The sequence below is a fragment of the Ornithinimicrobium carbonis genome (assembly GCF_050703245.1).
Lineage (GTDB): Bacteria > Actinomycetota > Actinomycetes > Actinomycetales > Dermatophilaceae > Ornithinicoccus.
This window is the reverse complement of sequence record NZ_CP192647.1, coordinates 1,825,431-1,846,127: the sequence shown is the minus strand read 5'-3', so window position 1 is coordinate 1,846,127 and position 20,697 is coordinate 1,825,431. Positions and strand designations below refer to the sequence as shown.

Sequence of the window (20,697 nt, the reverse complement as noted above, 5' to 3'; positions counted from 1 at the left end):
GGGTCGGGTCCGCGTCAGCCCGCCGCGAGCCGCTCCTGCTCCGCCTCGACGTCGAAGTCGGCCGGGGGCCAGCGCAGGTCCAGCGCCCGCAGGTGCTCCAGCAGCAGCCGTTGCACCGCGAGCCGGGCGTACCACTTGCGGTCCGCCGGCACGACGAACCACGGGGCCACCTGCGTGCTGCACCGCTCCAGGGCGACCTGGTAGGCCTCCTGGTAGGCGTCCCAGTGCGCCCGCTCGTCGAGGTCTCCGGGGTTGTACTTCCAGTACTTGTCGGGCCGCTCCAGCCGCTCTCCGAGCCTCTCCTTCTGCTCCTCCGCAGAGATGTGCAGCATCACCTTGATCAGCGTCACCCCGTCGTCGACCAGGCTCTTCTCGAAGTCGTTGATGGTCGAGTAGCGGCGCCCCCACTGGGCCGGCGGGACCAGGTCGTGGACCCGCACCACCAGCACGTCCTCGTAGTGGGACCGGTCGAAGACGCCGATCATCCCCGGGTCGGGCACGGCCTGCCGGATGCGCCAGAGGAAGGGATGGCTGAGCTCCTCCTCGGTCGGCTTCTTGAACGCCTTGATCTGCACCCCCTGGGGGTCGACGGCGCCGACCACGTGCCGCATGATTCCGCCCTTGCCGGCCGTGTCCATGCCCTGGACGACCAGCAGCACCCGACGCCGGTCCCCGGCCGTGCTGCTGGCGAAGAGCATCTCCTGGAGCGCGTCCAGCTCGTCGTCGACCTCCCCCAGGGCCGCCTTCCCCTCCGCCTTCCCACCGTCGAACGCGGGGGTGGACCGCGGGGCGACGTCGGCGAGGACGAAGCCCTCCCCGACCCGCAGGGCGTCGCTGAACGGGGTGCCCGCGTCCGTCGAGACGGCGGGGTCCGGCGTGCCCGCCGCCGCGTCCGCCGCCTTCGTCGAGGACGTCTTTGCGGCGTCCTTCGGGGATGCGTCCTTCTTCTTCGTGGACTTCTTCTTCTCGCTCCTGGCCATCGAGCCATCCTGGCAGAGGGGTCGGTCCGCGCCCACCCGGGGCGCGTCCTGATGCCGTCCCCGTGCCGACGCGGCGGACCGGCAGGATGGGTCCATGACCTCCCCACCACCACAGGTCGGGGCCGGCCCGCTCGGGCCCGCAGACCTGGACCGCTGGTATGCCGTGCCGCGGGGCGTCGACACCGCCCCTGGGTGCGGGCCAGCTTCGTGACGACCCTGGACGGCCGGGCCAGCGGGCCCGACGGCCGCAGCTCCAGCCTGAACGCCGGCTCCCCGGGCGACCATGCCGTCTTCGACCACCTGCGCTCCTGGGCCCAGGTGGTCGTGGTCGGGGCGGGGACGGCCCGGACCGAGGAGTACGAGCCCGTTCCCGGCGCCCTGCTCGTGCTGCTCACCCGCGACGGTGTCCTTCCCGACTCTCTCGGGGCGGCCGGGGAGCGCAGAGAGGCTGGGGGCGACGGCGACGCCGGGGGGAACGGCCAGGCTGGGCGGGACGAGGAGCTGGGACAGGGCGGGGGTGGTGGCGTCCTGGTGCTGGGCGGCCGGGGCCGGAGCCTGGCGCCCGGGGAGGTGCTGGCGGAGCTTGCGCGCCGTGGGCTGCGCCGGATCCTCCTGGAAGGAGGGCCCCAGGTGTTCGGGAACTGGCTCGCCGCCCGGGCGGTGGACGAGCTGTGCCTCACGGTCCGGCCGGTCCTCGCCGGCGGCGACGGACCGCTCCTCGTGCCCCCGACGACCTCCTTCGGCGGCCTCCTCGGTCGGGCCACGCACCTGCTCACCTGGGGAGGGGACGTGCTGGTCCGGACCCGGCTGCGCTGATCCTCACGACCGGCACCATCATCACGGTCCTCACCGCACGAAGCTGGCGACCAGGTCCTCCCACAGCGAGGGGTTGGTGTTCCACTCCTGGCAGTGCCGCGCCCGCGGCCAGACGAAGGTGTGGACCAGCCCGGGGCGACGCCGCGCGAGGTCCTGCGAGGGGCCGAAGGGCACGGTCTCGTCCGTGGCCGAGTGGATGATGAAGATGCGGTGGCTGACCTCGTCGGCCCGGTCCACCCAGTTGGTCGCGGCCACGTCCACCGGCTCGGCGATCCGCAGCAGGTGGCGGGAGGCGCGCGACCGCAGGAGCGAGCGGGCCAGGTGGTCGATCGGCCGCGGGATGAAGTGCAGGTCGGCCTGGTGGGCCAGCACCGACCCCCAGTCGATGACCGGACCGTCGAGCACCACCCGGTGGACCCGGGAGGCCACCTCGGACCGGTTGAGCGCCTGCAGGACGATCGCCCCACCCATCGACCACCCCACCAGCACCAGGCGACGGGCGCCCTGGTCGAGGGCGAAACGCATCGCCGCGTCGATGTCGCGCCACTCGGACAGCCCCAGGCTGTAGCGCCCGTCGGCCGACGGCGGTGCGCCGATGTCGTTGCGGTACATCGGGACCAGGCTGGTGAAGCCCATCCGGTGCAGGACCGGCAGGGCCCGCAGGCACTCCTCACGCTGCGCGCTGCGCCCGTGCACCAGGACCGCCCAGTCGCCGGTGTCCCTGGCGGGGTCGGGCGCCACCTTCCACGCCGGGAGGTCCCCGACGTCGGAGGTGACCACGACGTCCTCGTACGCCAGGTCGACGGCCGAACCCGGTGTGCCGCAGTAGAAGTAGTTGTTCCACCGCGCGCTCCCGGGAGCCAGCTCCCCCCGGTCGACCCCGAGCACCTGGCGCGTCACCGTGGCGGGGGCACGTCGGCCGCGCGAACGCCCCTCCGGCGGCTCGGCGCCACCCCCGGTGCCGTCGTGGCCGGCCTCGACGACGTCCCCCAGCCGGGCGTGACCGGCTCCTCCGTCGAGCCACAGGCCGTAGCGGCCCGGGGCGGTGGTCCAGGGCGTGGACCGCAGGGTCACGGTGCCGACGCCGCCGTCGACGTCCACCGCGACGATCGTCGTGTCGTCCTTCTTCTCGTGCTCCGGGGTGATGATCCGGTGGGCGAAGTAGGTGGCCGTCCCCATGGACACCGCACCCCCGAGGGCCGCCCCGCCGACGACGCCGGCCCCCACCGACGCGGCCCGCCGGGCCCCCGTGCTCACCGTCCCACGCCCAGGACGTCGGCCAGGTCGTAGTCCTGGGGCCGGTCGAGCTGGTCGTAGGTGCAGCTGCGGGGGTCCCGGTCCGGCCGCCAGCGCACGAACTGCGTCGTGTGACGGAAGCGCTGCCCCTCCAGGTAGTCGTACCGCACCTCCACGACCCGCTCGGGTCGCAGGGCGGTGAACGAGAGGTCCTTGCCCGCGGCCCAGCGGGACTGCTCGCTCTTGCGCGGCGTGCGTTCCCCCGCCAGGTGCCGGGCCCAGTCCCACGGGTGGCCGTCCAGGTCGGTCACCAGCTCCTGCAGCTCGACGAAGAGTTCGCGGCGCCGCGCCATCGGGAAGGACGAGCTCACCCCCACGCTGGCCAGCGTGCCGTCCTCGTCGTAGAGCCCCAGGAGGAGGGACCCGACGGCCTCGTCGTCGGTCTTGTGCGTCCGGTACCCGGCGACGACGCAGTCGGCCGTCCGTTCGTGCTTGAGCTTGGTGAGCACCCGCTTGCCGGGCTGGTAGGGGGCGTCGGGGTCCTTGGCGATCAGACCGTCCAGGCCCGCCCCCTCGAAGTCGCGGAACCAGCGCATCGCGACCTCCTCGTCGTCGGTGACGGGCGAGAGGTGCACCCCGACCGGCCGACCGCCGGCCACCCGGTCCGACCGGTCCGCCTCCAGCCCGCCCAGCGCCTCCTCGAGGCGCGCCCGGCGCTCGCGGAACGGCATACCCCGCAGGTCCTCCTCGCCCAGGGCGAGCAGGTCGAAGGCCACGAACGTGGCCGGGGTCGCCTCCGCCAGCATCCGCACCCGCGAGTCCGCCGGGTGGATGCGCTGCTGGAGGGCCTCGAAGTCCAGCCGGGTGCCGTCGGCGGTGGTCACCACGATCTCCCCGTCGACGACGCACCGGGACGGCAGGTGCTCCAGGGCGGCCTCGACGACCTCGGGGAAGTAGCGGGTCAACGGCTTCTCGTTGCGGCTGCCCAGGACCACCTCGTCGCCGTCGCGGAAGGCGATCGAGCGGAACCCGTCCCACTTGGGGTCGTACCACCACCCCTCGGGCAGCGTCTTCAGCGGCTTGGCCAGCATGGGCGCGAGGGGCGGAACGACGGGCAGGTCCACGGCGTCAGTCTGCCCGATCCGACCGACGCTGCGGAGGCTCCACGCGGTTGCCCTCCTCGTCCCAGTGCTCGGCGACCTTCTTGCTCGGCTGCACCCTCGGCGGCTCCCCCGGCATCTTGGGGTGGTCCGGAGGAAAGCTCAGCTCGCCCAGGCCGCGCTCCAGGTCGGCCTCCCACAGGGCGTGCGCGGCGGCGAGGTCGGCCGGGTCCTCGTGCAGACCGGCCCAGGCGTCGCCGTGCTCGGCCAGCCACCCGGGCACGGTGTGGACCGCGAGCGTGGTCGGGTCGACCTCGTCCAGCTGCTCCCAGGAGACCGGGACCGACACCGGCGCCCCGGGCAGGATACGCGGGCTCCACGCCGCCGCCAGGGTCCGGTCGCGGGTCGCCTGGTTGTAGTCGACGAAGATCCGCTCCCCCCGCTCCTCCTTCCACCACGCGGTCGTCACCAGGTCGGGGTGGCGACGCTCCAGCTCCCGGGCGATCGCGATGACGGCGTGGCGCACGTCGAGGAACTCCAGCGTCGGCCGGACCGAGGCGAAGACGTGCACGCCCCGGCTGCCGGTCGTCTTGACGAACGGTCGCAGCCCCACCTCGGTCATGACCTCGCGCAGGCCGTGGGCGGCCTCCACGACGTCGCGGTAGCTGCGGCCCGGCTGGGGGTCCAGGTCGACCCGGACCTCGTCGGGGTGGTCGTTGTCCCCCGTGCGCACCGGCCACGGGTGCCAGGTGACCGTGCCCATCTGCGCGGTCCACAGCAGGGTGGCCAGGTCGTCGACGACCAGCTGGGGGTGGCTGCGCCCGCTGGGGTAGGTGACCATCGTCGTGCGCGACCACTCCGGGACCCCCTTCGGCGGGTTCTTGGAGTAGAACTCCTCCCCCTCGATGCCTCCGCGCACGCGCTGCAGGGTCACGGGGCGGTCGGCCAGCCCGCGCAGCATCGGCTCCGCGACGGCCTGCAGGTATGCCGCCAGGTCGGCCTTGGTGATCGCGGCACCACGGTCGGTGGCCGGCCAGACGACCTTGTCGGGGCTGGAGAGACGCACCTGACGGTCGTCGCCGCCGGGTCCGGGAGCGGTCAGGGTCATGGCCTCGGGCATGTCCGTAACCTACCGACTGCCCCACGGCACACGGTGTGACCAAGATCACCGTGCGTGCGGTGCAACACAGCGGGTGGTTTCGACGGAATGCTCAGCAGCAGGTGCCGCTCGGCACCTGACTTGACGGGCCGTCCCAGGTGACGGCCCTAGGTTCAAAGGGGAACCAGATGCGAACCACCGCCCGCACCCTCACCACCGCCCTCCTCGCCGCCCCGCTCGTCGCGGGCGCGGTCCTGCCTGCCAGCGCCGGAGAGGCCGGACACGTCCGGTCCTCGGGCACCTTCGCCTCGATCGACCTGACCGGTCCCGAGGCGTCCGACGCCATTCCCGGCAACTACCTCGCCTTTGGCTCCCTGGAGATCTTCGGTGACTGGGCCATGGGCGGTGCCAGCGCTTTCCAGTGCGAGGACGGGGCCGCCCCCGGCGACGACGCCGAGGGCTGCACCTACGTCGCCGACGTGTGGTTCGACGGCGGGGACCTCGACGTATCGACCGGCAAGGGCAAGAACGCCACCACCGCCGTGGTCGGCGACCTGCGGATGAATGCCTTCTCCTGGGACGAGGAGACCGGGGAGGGGAATGAGACGGCGACCATCGTGCCGCTCGACGTGAGCCTGACCCCCTACGGCAAGTCCTCCCGGGAGACGCAGACCTATACGTTCAGGGACGGGGAGACCGGTGAGTCCTTCTCCTTCAGGGCCACCCGGACGGCGAGCAGGGCCACAGTCAGCGGCGATCTCGGAGACCTGAGCCTCGACGGAAAGGCCGGTTACACCGGCAGCTACCGGTCCCAGGACCGGTGGCGGATGCCGTGAGCCGGGGCCGAGCCTGATCATCGGCCCTCCGGTGCTCCGTTCCCGGGCGACGCGCCCGCCGCGCCGCCCGGGAACAACTGCGCCCCCACGTCGTTGACCACGACATGGCCCACCACCACAGCACCCCCGCCACCGACGCCGCCAAGGGCGCGACCGCCTACCCCACCGTCCGTCCCGAGGAGGAGTGGAAGGCGCAGCTGACGCCGGAGGAGTACCACGTCCTGCGCGAGGCCGGCACCGAGCGACCGTTCGTCGGTGAGTACACGAACACCACGACCGAGGGCGTCTACAGCTGCCGCGCGTGCGGGGCCGAGCTCTTCCGCTCCGAGACCAAGTTCGAGTCGCACTGCGGCTGGCCGAGCTTCTACGCCCCGCTCGCCGAGGACCGGGTCCAGTACATCAAGGACGACTCGCTGGGCCGCACCCGCACCGAGGTGCGCTGCGGCTCCTGCGGCTCGCACCTGGGGCACGTCTTCGAGGGCGAGGGCTACGAGACCCCCACCGACCTGCGCTACTGCATGAACTCGATCGCCATGACCCTGCAGCCGGCCGGCGACGAGCAGGCCTGAGCGCGGTTCAGCCGGTCTTGGGGCCGTGGTCGGCCAGCCGGTCGGCCACGGCTCTCCTCAGCTCGGCATGCCGGACCAGGAACGCCCGCTCGTCCATCTTCTTGCGCCGCAGCCACACGGTGACCTCGGTGGAGCACTTGCTCGCGTTGCACGACCGGCAGGCGGGCACGACGTTCTCCAGCGTGTACCGCCCGCCCCGTGAGATCGGCAGCAGGCAGTCCTTCTGCAGCCCCACCGGCGGCGCGCCGCAGTAGGCGCACCCGCCCCAGACCTCCAGCAGCGCCGCCCACTGGGCCGGTGCGAGGTCGTGCTCCACCCGCGCCATGCGCCGCGCCCGTCGGCGCGAGGAGCGCGCCGAGCGGGTGCGGGAGACCATGGGCCCGAGGGTATGCCGTGCCGCGCCCCGTTCAGGGGAGCGAGTCGACCAGGTCGGCGAGCTCCACCCGCGGGCCGGTGAAGAAGGGCACCTCCTCGCGCACGTGCAGGCGCGCGTCGGTGGCCCGCAGGTCGCGCATCAGGTCCACGATGCGGTGCAGCTCCTCGGCCTCGAACGCCAGCAACCACTCGTAGTCCCCCAGCCCGAAGGCCGAGATGGTGTTGGCCAGCACGTCCTTGTAGTCCGCCGCGGCCTGGCCGTGCTCGCGCAGCATCCGGCCCCGCTCGGCGGGGTCGAGGATGTACCACTCGTAGGAGCGCACGAAGGGGTAGACGCACAGGTACCTCCCCGGCTCGTGGCCGGAGAGGAAGGCGGGCACGTGGCCGCGGTTGAACTCCGCCGGCCGGTGCATCCCCACGACCGACCACACCGGGTCCAGGTGGCGACCGAGCTCGGTGCGCCGCAGCCGCTGGTAGGCCCGCTGCACGGTCTCGACCTCCTCGGCGTGCCACCAGACCATGACGTCCGCGTCGGCCCGGAGGGCGGAGACGTCGTAGACGCCGCGCACCACGAGACCGTCGTCGCCCAGCTCGGCGAAGAGGCGGTCGACCTCGGCCACGATCCCCTCCCGCTCGTGCGGCAGCGGGGCGCCGGCGCGGAAGACGGAGTAGGCCGCGTAGCGCACCGTGGAGTTGATCTCGTCGACCTGCTCAGGGGTGGGGGGCGTGTAGGACGTCATGGTCGCCCATTGTGTCCCGCCACGCTGCCCTCCGCCGCCCGGGGGGTCATCCCAGCTCGTCGACGGCCCGCCCCGCGGAGGCGATGCAGGCGGGGATGCCCACGCCGTCGAAGGCGGCCCCGCAGGCCGCCAGTCCCGGCACCTCCGAGAGCGCGGCCCGGACGTGCTCGATCCGTCGGCCGTGCCCGACGGCGTGCTGCGGCAGCCCTCCGCCCCACCGTCGCACGTCGACGTCGACCGGTGCCGGCAGGTCCCGGCCGAGCGCCTGCGCCAGCTCCCTGCGGCAGACCTCGACCAGGTCGGCGTCGGGCACCTGCAGGGTCGCCTCCTCCCGGTGCCGGCCCACCGAGACGCGCAGGATGCTCAGGTCCTCTCCCGACGGACCGGCCCCCCGGCCCGCCTCCCGCACCCAGGCCCACTTGTCCGCGCTGAAGGTCGACGCCTTGACCGTGCGCCCGTCCACCGGTGGCACGAGGAAGCCGGACCCGTCCAGCTCGCCCAGCTCCTGGCTGCGGTAGGCGAGGGTCACCACCGCCATCGACGCCGTCTCGACCTGGCCCAGCAGCTCCGCCGCGTCCGGCGCGACCGGGTGCAGCAACCGGGCCGCGGGCGCGGCGGGGACGGCGAGCACGACCCGGTCCGCCAGGTATGTCGTGGGAGCGGGCCGCGGTCCCGTCACCACCTGCCAGCCCCCGTCGGGGTGGCGGTGCAGCTCGCGGGCCACGGTGCCCAGCAGGACGCGCGCCCCGCGCCGCGCCAGGGACTGCGCCAGGGCGGAGGGCAGCCGGTGCAGGCCCCCGTCGAGCGTGGCGAAGACCGGACGGGGGGCGGCCGACTGCGTGCCTCCTCCGGCCGGGACGGCGCGAGCGACCGCCTCGAGCAGCGGCTGGCCCGACCGGGCGGCGGCCAGGAGTGCCGGGAGCGTCGACGCCGCGGACAGCAGGTCGGCCGACCCGGCGTACACCCCGCCGAGGAGCGGTTCGACCAGCCGGTCCACGACGGCGGGCCCCAGGGTGGAGCCGACGAGCTCGCCGACCGAGGTGTCCTCGGCGTCGGGCCGCACCGTGCCGCCCACCACCTCGTGCCGGGCGCGGTCCACCTCCTCCTCGGTGAGCAGTCCGTGCAGGGTCCCGGGGTCGGCGGGCACCCCCATGAGCGTGCGCGGCGGGATGCGGTGCAGACGGCCGCGGGACCAGATCCGGGCCGGGGCGCCGGTGGGGTGGACGACGTGCTGGGCCAGTCCGACAAGCTCCATCAGCGCCACCGCCTCCGGCCGTCGGACCAGCACCGCCTCGGCCCCCACGTCCACGGTCACCCCGGCGACGGACCCGGCCCGGATCTTCCCGCCGACCCGGTCCGACCCCTCCAGCACGGTGAGCTCGGCCGAGGGGTCGCGACTCAGGATCTCCTCGGCGGCCGCCAGACCGCTGATCCCGCCGCCGAGCACGAGGTAGGACGTCATCGGCCCAGCGTCTCACCCCCGTCCCTGACTAGGGTTGACGGCATGACCGACCGACAGACCCAGGACGAGATCCGGAAGGCCCTCGAGGTCGTCGACCCGGACACCTTCGACGCCGCCGCCGAGACCGAGCGGCGCATCTCCTTCCTCGCGGAGTACCTGCGCCGGACGGGCACCAAGGGCTACGTGCTCGGCATCAGCGGCGGGGTGGACTCCACGGTGGGCGGCAGGCTGGCCCAGCTCGCCTGTGAGCGGGTGCGCCAGGAGGGGCTGGAGGCGGCCTTCGTGGCCGTCCGGCTGCCCTACCGGGTACAGGCCGACGAGGACGACGCCCGGGCCGCGCTGGAGTTCATCGGCCCCGACGAGGTGATGACCATCGACATCGGGCCCGGCGTGGACGCGCACTGGCAGGCCCTGCTCGACGCAGGCCTGGACGTCCACGACGACGTCGACGAGTACCACAAGGGCAACGTCAAGGCCCGCCACCGCATGGTCACCCAGTACGCCCTCGCCGGGGTCCGCGGGATGCTGGTCCTGGGCACCGACCAGGCTGCCGAGGCGCTCGTCGGCTTCTACACCAAGTTCGGCGACGGCGCGGCCGACGTCACCCCGCTCTTCGGCCTGCCCAAGCGCAGGGTGCGCGACCTGGGACGCGAGCTGGGCGCCCCGGACGCCCTCGTCGACAAGGTGCCGACGGCCGACCTGGAGAGCGACCGGCCGCTGCTGTCCGACGAGGAGGCCCTGGGCGTGAGCTACGTCGCGATCGACGACTACCTCGAGGGCCAGGACGTCTCCGCCGAGGACGAGGCGACGATCCTGGGGTGGTACCGCCGTACGGCCCACAAGCGGGCCCTGCCGGTCACGCCGGACGGTTTCCTCGGCGACCGCTGAGCCGGCCGCCGGCCGGCACCCGGGAGCTCAGCGCCGGGAGACCTCGTGCACCAGCTCCACGACGCGGGTGAGCACGTCCGGGTCGGTGGCGGGCAGCACACCGTGGCCGAGGTTGAAGATGTGCCCCGGGGCCTGCCGGCCCTCCTCGACGATCTCCCGGACCCGCCGCTCCAGCGCCTCCCACGGGGCGAAGAGCAGCGCCGGGTCCAGGTTGCCCTGCACGGCATACCGTCCCCCGGTCCGCTCGACCGCGTCGGCCAGGCTGACGCGGTAGTCCACGCCGACGACGTCGGCGCCCGCCTCGGCCATCTGCGGCAGCAGCTCGCCCGTGCCCACCCCGAAGTGGATGCGCGGCAGCCCGGGATGCGAGGCGGCCATCCCCTCCAGGACGGTGCGGCTGTGCGGCTCCACGAGGCGCGCGTAGTCCGCCCGGGACAGGTGGCCCGCCCAGGAGTCGAAGAGCTGCACCGCCGAGGCCCCGGCGTCCGCCTGCACCCGCAGGAAGGCCAGCGAGATCTGCGCGAGCCGGGTGCACAGGTCGTGCCACAGCTGGGGGTCGCCGTGCATGAGGGCCTTGGTGCGCTCGTGGTTCTTCGACGGTCCCCCCTCGACGAGGTAGGAGGCCAGGGTGAACGGAGCGCCGGCGAAGCCGATGAGCGGGGTGCTCCCGAGCTCGGCGACGAGCAGGCCCACCGACTCGGCGATGTCCGGCACGTGCTCGGGGGTGAGCTCGGGCAGCCGGTCCAGGTCCGCCCGGGTGCGCACCGGCTCGGCCACGACGGGACCCGTCCCGGGGACGATGTCCAGGTCCAGGCCCACGGCCTGGAGCGGGACGACGATGTCGCTGAAGAAGATCGCGGCGTCGACGCCGTGGCGGCGGACCGGCTGCAGCGTGATCTCGGTGACCAGCTCCGGCGTGCGGCAGGACTGCAGCATGGGGACGTCGGCGCGGACCGCGCGGTACTCCGGCAGGGAGCGTCCCGCCTGCCGCATGAACCACACCGGGGTGTGGGGCACCGGCCGCCGGCGGGCGGCGCGGACGAGGACGCTGTCGGCCGTCTGCGGGCTGGGGCTGGTCACCCGGGGAAGTCTGCCACGGGGCTGCGGCGGCACCGGCGGCCCGGTCCCGGACACGCGAGCGGCCTCGCCTCCCGCCGGCGCACCCCGGGGCGTCCTACTGTGGAGAGGTGGTGAGCCGCGGAACCGGACCTCGCCCGCGGTCGGGGACCGCGGGCCGCTCGTCCGCGCCGGCCGGGACCTCCGGGGCCTCTGCCGTCTCCCCGTTCGCGCTGGCCCTGGAGGGCATCCGCCTGGCCACGACGCGTCCCGAGCTGCAGCTCGAGGAGGTGCCGGCCCCGACCCGGCTGGCGCCGCAGGCGGTGGCCCTCTCCGGGGAGGTCGTCCCCAGCTACCTGACCGAGGACGACGACGCCGTCGCGACCGGCCGCTTCGTCCTCCTGCACGACCCCTCCTGCCCCGAGCCCTGGGAGGGCCCGTGGCGGATCGTCAGCTACGCCAAGGCCGAGATGGAGCCGGAGGTCGGCCACGACCCGCTCGCGGGGCAGGCCGGCTGGTCCTGGCTCACCGACTCCCTCGAGGCCGCCGACCTGACGTGGGCCGCCCCGGCCGGCACCGTCACCTGCGTGACCTCGGAGAGCTTCGGGGCCCTCGTCGACCGGCCGCCCACCGTGGAGCTGGAGCTGCGCGCCTCCTGGACGCCGGTGCTGACCCCCGGGCGCGAGGCCGAGGAGACCGCCGCCCACCTGGGCGCCTGGGGCGACCTGCTGTGCACCCTGGCCGGCCTGCCCCCGCTGCCGGAGGGCGTCGTCGCACTGAGCGGGATCCGCCGGTGAGCGCAGGCCGCCCGACGGACCGGGGCGAGGAGCTCGACCGCGAGGCCGGGACCGAGGACTTCGAGCCCCTCGACGCGCCCGTCGAGGGGGTGCCCCACGTCGTCGAGACGCCCGCGCAGCTGACCGAGCTGGCCGACGCGCTGGCCGGTGCCGGCGGTCCGGTCGCGATCGACGCCGAGCGGGCCTCCGGCCACCGCTACGGGCAGCGGGCCTACCTGGTGCAGCTGCGCCGCGAGGGAGCGGGCACCTGGCTGGTCGACCCGGTCGCCCTCGAGGACCTCTCCCCCGTCGCCGACGCCCTCGACGGGGTCGAGTGGGTGCTGCACGCGGCCACCCAGGACATCCCGTGCCTGGCGGAGGTGGGGCTGCGCCCCGGCAGCCTCTTCGACACCGAGCTCGGCGCGCGGATCGCCGGCCTGCCCCGGGTGGGGCTGTCCGCCTCTCTCGAGTACTACCTCGGTGTCACCCTCGCCAAGGAGCACTCGGCCGTGGACTGGTCCACCCGCCCCCTCCCCGAACCCTGGTTGCGCTACGCCGCCCTCGACGTGGAGCTGCTCGTCGACCTGCGGGACCGGATGGAGCGCGACCTGACCGAGCAGGGCAAGCTGGAGTGGGCGCGGCAGGAGTTCGAGGCTCTCGTCGACTTCGTCGGGCCCCAGCGCGACGACGAGGACGCCTGGCGCCGCACCAGCGGCGCGCAGCGCGCGCCCGCCGTCCCCGACAGGCCGCCGCGCTGCGCGAGCTCTGGCTCGAGCGGGACCGGATCGCCCGCGAGCGGGACGTCCCGCCGGGCCGCATCCTGCCGGACGCCACCCTCGTGGACCTGGCCGCGCGGCTGCCCCGCCACGCCGCGGACCTGGTCGGGGGCAAGGCCGAGCGCGGCCACGCCCGGCAGCGCCGCGCCGACCAGGGCCTGGCCCGGCACCAGCGCGTCTGGCTGGACGCCCTGCGCCGTGCCGCCGAGCTGCCCGAGGACGAGCTCCCCCCGCCGTCGCCCCGCCCCGACGGACCCCCGCCGGCGCGGGCCTGGGCGGACCGCGACCCCGAGGCCGCGGCCCGGCTCGACCGGGCCCGCAGCGGTCTGGCGGAGCTGTCCGGGCGGGTGGACGTCCCGGTGGAGAACCTCATGACGCCCGACCTGGTGCGCCGGGTCCTGTGGGAGCCGCCGCACCCGGCCACCCCGGACGCGCTCGACGCCGCCTTCGCCGAGCTGGGCGCGCGCCCGTGGCAGCGCGAGCTGGTCGTCCCGGTGGTCGAGCAGGCGCTGCGGACGGTCTGAACCCGGTCCCGGCCGGCCCGTGAGCCCTCATGCCTATCTCATATATGTGATCTACAGTGGCCGTCATGACTGAGAGCTACCTCTCCCGCATCGGCGGTCTGATCCGCGACGCCCGACGGCACAAGGACCTCACCCAGGCCGAGCTCGCGCAGCTCCTGGGCACGAGCCAGAGTGCCGTAGCCCGGATCGAGCAGGGCAAGCAGAACCTGTCCCTGGAGATGATCGCCCGCATCGGGGAGAAGCTGGACTCCGAGATCGTCCAGGTCTCCTCCGGCGTCCCCCAGAACCTGCGCATCACCGGGGGCGTCAAGCTCACCGGCGAGATCGACGTGCGCACCTCCAAGAACGCCGCCGTCGCGCTCCTGTGCGCCTCCCTGCTCAACAAGGGGCGCACCACCCTGCGCAACCTCGCCCGGATCGAGGAGGTCAACCGGATCACCGAGGTGCTCACCTCGATCGGCTTCAAGATCCGCTGGCTGCCCGACTCCTCCGACCTGGAGATCTGCCCGCCGGAGAAGATCGACCTCGACTCCATCGACGAGACGGCCGCCCGGCGCACCCGCACGATCATCATGTTCCTGGGTCCGCTCATGCACGAGTTCGAGACCTTCGAGCTGCCCTACGCCGGCGGCTGCGACCTCGGCACGCGGACGGTCGAACCGCACATGATCGCGCTGCGGCACTTCGGGATCGACGTCACGGCGACGACCGGGTCCTACCACGTGTCGGTGGACCGCACCGCCAGCCCGCAGCGTCCCATCGTCCTGACCGAGCGCGGCGACACGGTCACTGAGAACGTCCTGCTCGCGGCCGCCCGGCACCCGGGGACCACGGTCATCCGCAACGCCTCGTCCAACTACATGGTCCAGGACCTGTGCGTCTTCCTGCAGCAGCTCGGCGTGACGATCGAGGGTCTGGGCACCACCACGCTGACCGTCACCGGCATCGAGCACATCGACCAGGACATCGAGTACTCCCCCTCCGAGGACCCGATCGAGGCGATGAGCCTGCTGGCCGCCGCGGTCGTCACCGGCAGCGAGATCACCATCAGGCGGGTGCCGATCGAGTTCATGGAGATCGAGCTGGCCGTCCTGGACACGATGGGCTTCGAGTGCGAGCTCACCGAGGAGTACACCTCGGCCAACGGGGTGACGCGGCTCGTCGACCTGCGCACGGTGCCCGGCCCGCTGAAGGCGCCGCTGGACAAGATCCACCCGCTGCCCTTCCCCGGCCTGAACATCGACAACCTGCCGTTCTTCGCGATCATCGCGGCGTGCGCGCAGGGGTCGACGCTCATCCACGACTGGGTCTACGAGAACCGCGCCATCTACCTCACCGAGCTCACCACCCTCGGAGCCAAGGTCCACCTGATGGATCCGCACCGGGTGATGATCGAGGGTCCGACGAAGTGGCGCGCCGGCGAGATCATGTGCCCGCCGGCCCTGCGCCCCGGCGTCGTCATCCTCCTGGCGATGCTGGCCGCGCCCGGCGTCTCGGTGCTGCGCAACGTCTACGTCATCAACCGCGGCTACGAGGACCTGGCCACCCGGCTCAACGCCCTCGGCGCCCAGATCCAGACCTTCCGCGACATCTGAGCCGCGCACCGGCGCGGGGGCGGGCGACGGCATACCCGATGAGCATCGTCTGGGACGAGCGGGGCGGGGCGACCGTCGTGCGCGACGGGCACCCGCAGTCCTACGTCGACCCCGACGACCCGCTCCTGCTCGTCTTCGAGTACGTCCAGCAGTTCGCGCTCGTGCTGGAGGCGCTGCGCCCCGACCCGGCACCGCTGGCGGTCACGCACGTGGGAGGCGCGGGTATGACGCTCGCGCGCTGGGTGCACCGGGTGCACCCGGGGTCCCCCCAGATCGTGCTGGAACCGGACGTGCCCCTGACCGAGCTGGTGCGCCGCGAGCTCCCGTTGCCCCGGGCCACCGGATCCGGGTCCGGCCGGTCACCGGGGAGGACGGGGTCGCCGCCCTGCGGGACGGGTCGGCCGACGTCGTCGTGGTGGACGCCTACGACGGGGGACGGCTGCCCGCCGGTCTGACCGGCCGCCGGTGGGCACGGGAGGTCTCCCGGGTGCTCGCCCCCGACGGGCTGCTGCTCGTCAACGCGGCCGACTCCCCCGGGCTGAGGTGGGTCACCCGGCTGGGGGCCACCCTGCGCACCGAGCTGCCGCAGGTGGGCCAGCTGATCCTGCGGGAGGTGGCCAAGGGAAAGCGGTTCGGCAACGTGGTGCTGGTGGCCTCGCGGGCGCCGCTGGACGACGTCACCCTGACCCGGGCCGCGGCCCGGGCCGACTTCCCGACGACGTGGCGGCCCAGCGCCCAGCTGGCCGTCGCGGAGCGGGGGGTGGAGCCGTTCGGCGAGGTCGGCGAGCCGTCTCCCCCGCCGCCGGAGGACGGTCCGCTGCGCCTGCGGTAGTCGACGGGTGACCGTTCCGTCATCCCTGCGGCGGACCTGGATCGTCCGACCGGTGGAGCACGATCGTCCCCGTGGGGGTCGTGCTCCGGGTCGCGGGGGCGGTGGACTGGGTGCAGCGGGCGACGCCGGGGTCGCCCCGCTCCGGAAGGAACACCCATGAACCGCATGCTCCGTCGAGGCCTCCTCGCCACCGCAGCCGGCACCGCAGCCGTCGCGATGGCCGCCGGGTCCGCCTCGGCCCACCACTGCTTCATCCCGATGTACAACCTCAACGGCCCGAGCTCGCCCAACTGGTTCGTCGTCTCGGCGGAGATGGGAGCCTCGTTCCCGGACGAGGAGGGCAACCCGGGCTACGTCGCCGCGTGCCCCGGTGCGGCCGACGCAGGGTACGCCGCGCTCGAGGAGGCCGGGCTGCCTGTGGGTATCAAGATCTTCGACAAGATGACGATCGGCGACCCCAAGGGGAAGGGCCGGATGAACCCCAACGGGGCCAACGGCAAGGGCCTGGAGTACTTCGGAGCTCCGTCGCCCCTGCCGGACCAGATGGTGGCGACCTACGTCGCCGGAGCCGAGTCGTACGACTGCTGAGGTCGACCGAGCCGGACCACCGCACGTCCGGCCCAGGCTTGCCCGGTCTCGGGGGGCTGGGCAATCCTGGGCCGGAGTCCCGTCGAAGTGAGGTGAGATGGCTCGAGCGAGGTTCGTCCCCCGCCTCACGGCGGTGCGGGCCGGGACGGCGCTGCTGCTGGGCCTGGGCCTGGCCACTCTCACCCTCGTCACCGAGCCGGAGCAGCCGCTGCTGCTCTGGCTCGCGGCCGTCTACGTCTGGTCCCTGGCGGCGCTGGTCCTCATGGACCTGGTCGCCGCCCGCCGGGCCGTGCGCGAGGAGGAGGACCGGCTCCGGCAGAGGGCCGGCGTCCCGGCCCGGGCGCTGGCGGACCGGGCCGTCCGCGAGGAGCGCCAGCGGCTGGCCGTGGACATCCGGGGCGTGCTGGTCGACACCCTGACCCAGGTCCGGGACGGGGCGATGGCGGCCCTGTCCGACGGGGGCGGGCGGACCGAGGCCTGGGACCGGCAGGTCGGGGCGCTGCGGACCAGGACGCAGGTCGCCACCAGCGAGCTGCGTCGGCTGCTGGGCATCCTGCGCGTGGCCGAGGAGACGGACCCCGTCGTCGGCGACGGCGACGGCGATGCCGACGGCACCACCGTGGGGCGACACGGAGCCACCCGCCGGGGACCGGGTGCGGACGCCGCGCACAGGTCCTGGAGGCCGCCCCGGCGCGACGTGGTGGAGACCGTGGCCATCGTCCTGCTCGGCGCGTTCGAGGCCTGGCTCAACACGAGCACCCGGCAGGGGGCCGTCGACCCGGCGGTGGTCCTGGTCACCGTGCTGGCCGCCGCGGCGTTCCTGGGAGTCACGACCGCTCCCGTCCTCACGGCTGTGGTGCAGTCCCTGGTCTTCGCGGTGGGGTTCTGGCTCGGGGCACCGGTGATGTCGGGGTGTGGATGGTGCGGGGCGTCGGGGTCGTCCTGTGGCGCACCGCAGCCCGGACGCCGGGGAGGGCGGAGCTGGGGGCCGCCCTCCTCCTGGCCACCACCGTCCTGGCCACGCGCGGGCAGGAGCCTGCGCTGGGGGTCGTGGCCACCGTCGCCGTGGTGGTCGTGGCGCTGGCCGGCGGTCTCCTCCGCGCCGTGACCCTGCGCCGGTCGGCCGCCACCGCCGCGGCCGCGCGGGAGGTGCAGTCTCGTACGGACCGCGAGGTGGCCAGGGCGGTGACGGCCGAGCGGGTGCGGGTGGCCCGCGAGCTGCACGACGTGGTCTCCCACAGCGTCGGCCTCATCTCCATGCAGCTCAACGTGCTGGAGGTGGCCCCGACACCGGCGGCCCGGGACCGGGCGCTGCGGGACGTCGTGGCCACGAGCGAGGAGGCGCTGCGCGAGCTCACCCCGCTCGACCGGTTCCCCGAGATGCCCGCCCCGGGACCGCGCACCGTCGCCGACGTGGAGGCGCTCGTGGCACGGGTGCGCGCCACCGGCGGCACGGTCGAGCTGACGGTCCTGGGCGAACCTCCACCCGCCCGGATGGACGTCGTCTACCGCGTCCTGCAGGAGGCGCTCACCAACGCCATGCAGCACGCCCCCGGGGCCGACGTGCGCGTCCGGGTGCGCTCCACCGCCGAGGGCACCTGGCTCCTCGTGCACGACGACGGGCCCGGTCCCGGCGGGCGCTCGGACCGGCGGTACGGCATGGTGGGACTGCGTGAACGGGTCGCGCTGGCCGGCGGGACCCTCGAGGCGGGTGGCGACACCGACCGGGGAGGGTTCCGGGTCGAAGCCTTCCTGCCCGCCCTGCCCGGGGCGGCGCGGACCGAGGAGGTGGGCGGATGACGGTGCGGGTCATGATCGTGGACGACCACGCCTCGATGCGGGCCGGGCTGTCGATGGTCCTCTCCAGCGACCCGGGGATCGAGGTGGTCGGCGAGGCCGGCGACGGGGCCGACGCGGTGCGCGGTGCGGGTGGCGCTCGCGCGCCGGCCCGACCTGGTCTTCATGGACGTGGAGATGCCCGGCTGGAACGGGGTGCGCACCACCACCGAGCTGCTGCGCGTGCTGCCGGAGGTGCGCATCCTCGTGCTGACGATGTTCGACCTCGACGAGTACGTCGCGGGGGCGATGCAGGCCGGCGCCCACGGCTTCCTCCTCAAGACGGCCGACGCGCGCGAGCTCATCGCCGCCGTGCACGCCTGCGCCGCCGGCGAGGCCGTGCTCACCCCGGGCGTGCTCACCAGGGTCGCCGCGCACTTCGTCAGCAGCCACGCGGGGGCGCCCCGCCCGGGGCTGGACCGCCTCACCGAGCGCGAGCGCGAGGTGCTCGCGCTCATGTGCCAGGGCCTGTCCAACAGCGAGATCGCCGGGCGGCTGGTCGTCGAGCTGGCCACCGTCAAGAGCCACGTGGCCCACATCCTGCAGAAGCTGCCCGCCCGGGACCGCCTGCAGGCCGTGGTCCACGCCTACCGCTCGGGGCTGGTATGACGTCTCTTCCCCCGTCCGACCGGCGCACCTGCCGGGGAACCGGACCCCTCGCGCGTTAGTCTCCAAGGGTGCGCACGGCATACCTGGACCACACCGGTCCGATCGCCATGGCCCACCGGGGGTTCGACGACACCGGGACGGGGTTGGAGAACTCCCTGCCCGCCTTCGAGGCGGCGGTCGCCCTGGGCTACCGCTACGTCGAGACCGACGTGCACGCGACCCGAGACGGCGTCGTCGTCGCCTTCCACGACGAGACGCTGGACCGGGTGACCGACCGTCGCGGCGCGATCCCCGAGCTGTCCTGGCGGGAGGTCTCGCGGGCGCGCATCGCCGGGACCGAGCGCGTGCCGCAGCTGGAGGACCTGCTCGGCTCCTGGCCCGAGCTGCGCGTCAACATCGACATCAAGAGCCCGGGGGCCATCCTGCCGCTGGTGCGTGTCATCGAGCGCACGCGCGCGCACGACCGGGTGTGCGTGACGAGCTTCTCCGACCAGCGTCGCGACGCCGCCGTCATGCGGCTCACCCGACCGGTGGCCACCTCCGCGGGCCAGCGCAGCACGGCCTCGTTCCGGGCCGCGGCCGAGCTGCCGCCGCTCATCCGCGCCACGGTGGTTGCCCGCAGCCTCCGCCGGGTGGACGGCCTGCAGGTGCCGCCGGAGCACCGCGGGATCCCGGTGGTCACGCCCACCACCGTGGACGCGGCGCACGAGGTCGGCCGGTTCGTCCACGTGTGGACGATCGACGACCCCGCCGAGATGCACCGGCTGCTGGACCTGCGCGTCGACGGCATCATGACCGACCGGGCCGACGTGCTCAAGGACGTGCTGCAGCAGCGGGGGCAGTGGACCGGCGCCTGAGCCGGCCACCGACCACCAGGTCGACAGGCTTCCCCGCCGCCCGTCCCGCCCCGCCCCGCCCCGTCACCGGTCGCAGCCGGTGAACTCCCACAGCGAGGCGTGCCCGCCCTCGTCGACCTGGCGCCACCCCTGCCCCCCCGGCTCGATGTTCCGCAGCCCCGGGGTGGTCTCCTCCCACTTCGCGTTGAGCTCGTCCTCGAAGGTGAGCGAGTCCGCGTAGACGTGGGTCACGCCCAGCGCGCGGACCGCCTCGCAGACGGAGGGGTCGGTGCGCCACTCGTCGAAGCGCTGTTCCAGCACGTCGCGCTCCGGCGAGCCGGGGACCGGGCTGAGCTGGGGGAAGACCACCTGCACGTCGGACCGGTGCAGCAGGTAGGGCGAGCCGGCCACCGCCTCGCCGAGGACCACCGCGTCCTCCGGCAGGGTCTGCGCGGCCCGGTCGACCATCGCGATCTCCTCCGGCTCCAGGATGGTGCCCCAGGCGATGGGGTATGCGGTGTACGTGGACGCCATCACCTGCACGTGCGTGGTCCACCGCAGTCCCGAGGTGAGCAGCACCACGGCGACGACGAGGAGCGCGGCGGGAGCGGCGACCGGCACCCGCAGCTGCTCGGCGGCCCGGCGGGCCAGCCACGACCCACCCCCCGCGGCCAGGACCACCGCGGGGACGAGGAGCAGCTGGTTGACCCGGGAGGCCTGGGTGTACCAGAACCCGGCGAGGACCCGCAGCGGCTGCTCGGGAGGACCGGCGGCCAGCAGGGTGACCACGGCCGCGGCCAGGAGCGCGGCGACCAGCCAGCGCGCGTGCGTCCGGCGGACCGTCAGCGCGGCCCCGGTGGCCACCAGGAGCGTCCCGACGACGTTCACCGAGGTGATCTTGTAGACGTAGATGAGCGGGTGGTCGATGAGCAGGGACCCGGTGCCGGGCAGGTAGGAGTCCTGCCCGCCGCGCTGGTAGTCCATGATCGAGCGCACCGGGGGGAAGGTGACCAGGAAGGTCAGCACGCCGGCGACGAGGACCACCCAGGCGGCCATCAGCGTCCAGGCGAGCGTGGGGCGCCCGCGACGGGCGGTCCGGCGCAGCTGGCGGGCCAGCAGGACGGAGAGCAGCGCGCAGCAGCCCCAGCAGCAGCAGGGAGAAGATGCC

The 20,697-nt window shown here is 73.9% G+C and carries 23 protein-coding genes and 1 pseudogene; 15 read left to right on the top strand and 9 right to left on the bottom strand.

Translation table 11 applies throughout. From position 1 onward, the window contains the following. Positions 1–14: 14 nt before the first annotated feature. Positions 15–980 (bottom strand): polyphosphate kinase 2 family protein, encoded by a 966-nt coding sequence (locus tag ACQ95T_RS09245; protein ID WP_425942700.1) that lies wholly within the window; start codon positions 978–980, stop codon positions 15–17. Between the two features lie 192 nt (positions 981–1,172). On the opposite strand from ACQ95T_RS09245, the gene ACQ95T_RS09240 reads away from it, so the two are divergent. Beyond that, entirely contained in the window at positions 1,173–1,796 is a 624-nt protein-coding gene (locus ACQ95T_RS09240; RefSeq protein ID WP_431473780.1) for a dihydrofolate reductase family protein, read from the top strand. 30 nt (positions 1,797–1,826) lie between these two features. On the opposite strand, the gene ACQ95T_RS09235 is transcribed toward ACQ95T_RS09240, so the two are convergent. Genes ACQ95T_RS09235 through ligD form a run of 3 tightly spaced genes read right to left on the bottom strand, consistent with a single transcriptional unit; the run spans position 1,827 to position 5,252 of the window. Next, positions 1,827–3,053, bottom strand: a complete 1,227-nt coding sequence (locus tag ACQ95T_RS09235; protein ID WP_425942702.1) for an alpha/beta hydrolase — start codon at positions 3,051–3,053, stop codon at positions 1,827–1,829. Next, on the bottom strand, positions 3,050–4,156 hold the full coding sequence (locus ACQ95T_RS09230) for an ATP-dependent DNA ligase (RefSeq protein WP_425942703.1): 1,107 nt from the start codon (positions 4,154–4,156) through the stop codon (positions 3,050–3,052). The genes ACQ95T_RS09235 and ACQ95T_RS09230 overlap by 4 nt, the downstream gene beginning before the upstream one ends. A gap of 4 nt (positions 4,157–4,160) precedes the next feature. Next, a complete protein-coding gene (ligD, locus tag ACQ95T_RS09225; protein WP_425942704.1) occupies positions 4,161–5,252 on the bottom strand; it encodes a non-homologous end-joining DNA ligase in 1,092 nt (363 codons plus the stop codon). Positions 5,253–5,419: 167 nt separating this feature from the next. On the opposite strand from ligD, the gene ACQ95T_RS09220 reads away from it, so the two are divergent. Together ACQ95T_RS09220 and msrB are read left to right on the top strand one after the other, a co-directional pair. Next, the gene (locus ACQ95T_RS09220) at positions 5,420–6,067 is read left to right on the top strand and encodes a hypothetical protein (RefSeq protein ID WP_425942705.1); all 648 of its coding nucleotides are present in this window, start codon (positions 5,420–5,422) and stop codon (positions 6,065–6,067) included. A 104-nt stretch (positions 6,068–6,171) separates the two neighbouring features. Beyond that, on the top strand, positions 6,172–6,636 hold the full coding sequence (gene msrB / locus ACQ95T_RS09215; RefSeq protein WP_425942706.1) for a peptide-methionine (R)-S-oxide reductase MsrB: 465 nt from the start codon (positions 6,172–6,174) through the stop codon (positions 6,634–6,636). A 7-nt stretch (positions 6,637–6,643) separates the two neighbouring features. Here the strand turns inward: msrB and ACQ95T_RS09210 are convergent, their stop codons facing one another. From ACQ95T_RS09210 to hemG, 3 genes are read right to left on the bottom strand one after another with little or no spacing between them, the layout of a single operon-like run. After that, positions 6,644–7,012 carry an HNH endonuclease gene (locus tag ACQ95T_RS09210; protein WP_425942707.1) on the bottom strand — a complete coding sequence of 123 codons (369 nt, stop codon included), beginning with the start codon at positions 7,010–7,012 and terminating at the stop codon, positions 6,644–6,646. Positions 7,013–7,043: 31 nt separating this feature from the next. After that, complete coding sequence (gene hemQ, locus ACQ95T_RS09205) at positions 7,044–7,751, bottom strand: hydrogen peroxide-dependent heme synthase (protein WP_425942708.1); 708 nt, start codon at positions 7,749–7,751, stop codon at positions 7,044–7,046. 46 nt (positions 7,752–7,797) lie between these two features. Further along, positions 7,798–9,213: a protoporphyrinogen oxidase gene (gene hemG / locus ACQ95T_RS09200; RefSeq protein ID WP_425942709.1), complete on the bottom strand. Its 1,416-nt coding sequence runs from the start codon at positions 9,211–9,213 to the stop codon at positions 7,798–7,800. Between the two features lie 42 nt (positions 9,214–9,255). Between hemG and nadE the strand changes: the two genes are divergently transcribed. Continuing rightward, on the top strand, positions 9,256–10,101 hold the full coding sequence (nadE, locus tag ACQ95T_RS09195; RefSeq protein ID WP_425942710.1) for an ammonia-dependent NAD(+) synthetase: 846 nt from the start codon (positions 9,256–9,258) through the stop codon (positions 10,099–10,101). Between the two features lie 27 nt (positions 10,102–10,128). On the opposite strand, the gene hemE is transcribed toward nadE, so the two are convergent. After that, on the bottom strand, positions 10,129–11,181 hold the full coding sequence (gene hemE, locus ACQ95T_RS09190; RefSeq protein ID WP_425942711.1) for a uroporphyrinogen decarboxylase: 1,053 nt from the start codon (positions 11,179–11,181) through the stop codon (positions 10,129–10,131). A 110-nt stretch (positions 11,182–11,291) separates the two neighbouring features. On the opposite strand from hemE, the gene ACQ95T_RS09185 reads away from it, so the two are divergent. The 11 genes and pseudogenes from ACQ95T_RS09185 to ACQ95T_RS09135 all read left to right on the top strand — a co-directional run bounded on the left by ACQ95T_RS09185 (position 11,292) and on the right by ACQ95T_RS09135 (position 19,550). Then, positions 11,292–11,954: a DUF3000 domain-containing protein gene (locus tag ACQ95T_RS09185; RefSeq protein ID WP_426948813.1), complete on the top strand. Its 663-nt coding sequence runs from the start codon at positions 11,292–11,294 to the stop codon at positions 11,952–11,954. Then, positions 11,888–12,484 (top strand): annotated as a pseudogene (locus ACQ95T_RS09180) (ribonuclease D); the annotation flags it as partial. The gene ACQ95T_RS09185 and the pseudogene ACQ95T_RS09180, both read left to right, overlap by 67 nt. An 80-nt stretch (positions 12,485–12,564) precedes the next feature. After that, a complete protein-coding gene (locus ACQ95T_RS09175; RefSeq protein WP_431473813.1) occupies positions 12,565–13,233 on the top strand; it encodes an HRDC domain-containing protein in 669 nt (222 codons plus the stop codon). 65 nt (positions 13,234–13,298) lie between these two features. Then, positions 13,299–14,828, top strand: a complete 1,530-nt coding sequence (locus ACQ95T_RS09170; RefSeq protein ID WP_425942714.1) for a helix-turn-helix domain-containing protein — start codon at positions 13,299–13,301, stop codon at positions 14,826–14,828. A gap of 38 nt (positions 14,829–14,866) precedes the next feature. Next, complete coding sequence (locus tag ACQ95T_RS09165) at positions 14,867–15,283, top strand: spermidine synthase (RefSeq protein ID WP_431473779.1); 417 nt, start codon at positions 14,867–14,869, stop codon at positions 15,281–15,283. Beyond that, a complete protein-coding gene (locus ACQ95T_RS09160; RefSeq protein ID WP_431473778.1) occupies positions 15,244–15,660 on the top strand; it encodes a hypothetical protein in 417 nt (138 codons plus the stop codon). The genes ACQ95T_RS09165 and ACQ95T_RS09160 overlap by 40 nt, the downstream gene beginning before the upstream one ends. Before the next feature lie 156 nt (positions 15,661–15,816). Next, on the top strand, positions 15,817–16,248 hold the full coding sequence (locus ACQ95T_RS09155; RefSeq protein WP_425942716.1) for a hypothetical protein: 432 nt from the start codon (positions 15,817–15,819) through the stop codon (positions 16,246–16,248). A 97-nt stretch (positions 16,249–16,345) separates the two neighbouring features. Next, the gene (locus ACQ95T_RS09150) at positions 16,346–17,356 is read left to right on the top strand and encodes a hypothetical protein (RefSeq protein ID WP_431473777.1); all 1,011 of its coding nucleotides are present in this window, start codon (positions 16,346–16,348) and stop codon (positions 17,354–17,356) included. Beyond that, on the top strand, positions 17,299–18,048 hold the full coding sequence (locus ACQ95T_RS09145) for a sensor histidine kinase (RefSeq protein WP_431473776.1): 750 nt from the start codon (positions 17,299–17,301) through the stop codon (positions 18,046–18,048). The genes ACQ95T_RS09150 and ACQ95T_RS09145 overlap by 58 nt, the downstream gene beginning before the upstream one ends. A gap of 129 nt (positions 18,049–18,177) precedes the next feature. Next, positions 18,178–18,693: a LuxR C-terminal-related transcriptional regulator gene (locus ACQ95T_RS09140; RefSeq protein WP_431473775.1), complete on the top strand. Its 516-nt coding sequence runs from the start codon at positions 18,178–18,180 to the stop codon at positions 18,691–18,693. 68 nt (positions 18,694–18,761) lie between these two features. Continuing rightward, the gene (locus ACQ95T_RS09135; RefSeq protein WP_425942719.1) at positions 18,762–19,550 is read left to right on the top strand and encodes a glycerophosphodiester phosphodiesterase; all 789 of its coding nucleotides are present in this window, start codon (positions 18,762–18,764) and stop codon (positions 19,548–19,550) included. A 63-nt stretch (positions 19,551–19,613) separates the two neighbouring features. Here ACQ95T_RS09135 and ACQ95T_RS09130 read toward each other — a convergent pair whose 3' ends face one another. Further along, positions 19,614–20,633, bottom strand: coding sequence for a DUF6541 family protein (locus tag ACQ95T_RS09130; RefSeq protein ID WP_431473812.1), 1,020 nt, complete (start codon positions 20,631–20,633; stop codon positions 19,614–19,616). Positions 20,634–20,697 lie beyond the last annotated feature (64 nt).

Excerpts from the sequence above, each read along its gene's own strand:
- nadE (WP_425942710.1), top strand. The coding sequence starts at position 9,256 with ATGACCGACCGACAGACCCAGGACGAGATCCGGAAGGCCCTCGAGGTC.
- ACQ95T_RS09210 (WP_425942707.1), bottom strand. The coding sequence starts at position 7,012 with ATGGTCTCCCGCACCCGCTCGGCGCGCTCCTCGCGCCGACGGGCGCGG.
- hemQ (WP_425942708.1), bottom strand. The coding sequence starts at position 7,751 with ATGACGTCCTACACGCCCCCCACCCCTGAGCAGGTCGACGAGATCAAC.
- hemG (WP_425942709.1), bottom strand. The coding sequence starts at position 9,213 with ATGACGTCCTACCTCGTGCTCGGCGGCGGGATCAGCGGTCTGGCGGCC.
- ACQ95T_RS09245 (WP_425942700.1), bottom strand. The coding sequence starts at position 980 with ATGGCCAGGAGCGAGAAGAAGAAGTCCACGAAGAAGAAGGACGCATCC.
- ACQ95T_RS09220 (WP_425942705.1), top strand. The coding sequence starts at position 5,420 with ATGCGAACCACCGCCCGCACCCTCACCACCGCCCTCCTCGCCGCCCCG.
- ACQ95T_RS09155 (WP_425942716.1), top strand. The coding sequence starts at position 15,817 with ATGAACCGCATGCTCCGTCGAGGCCTCCTCGCCACCGCAGCCGGCACC.
- msrB (WP_425942706.1), top strand. The coding sequence starts at position 6,172 with ATGGCCCACCACCACAGCACCCCCGCCACCGACGCCGCCAAGGGCGCG.
- ligD (WP_425942704.1), bottom strand. The coding sequence starts at position 5,252 with ATGCCCGAGGCCATGACCCTGACCGCTCCCGGACCCGGCGGCGACGAC.
- ACQ95T_RS09165 (WP_431473779.1), top strand. The coding sequence starts at position 14,867 with ATGAGCATCGTCTGGGACGAGCGGGGCGGGGCGACCGTCGTGCGCGAC.
- ACQ95T_RS09170 (WP_425942714.1), top strand. The coding sequence starts at position 13,299 with ATGACTGAGAGCTACCTCTCCCGCATCGGCGGTCTGATCCGCGACGCC.
- ACQ95T_RS09150 (WP_431473777.1), top strand. The coding sequence starts at position 16,346 with ATGGCTCGAGCGAGGTTCGTCCCCCGCCTCACGGCGGTGCGGGCCGGG.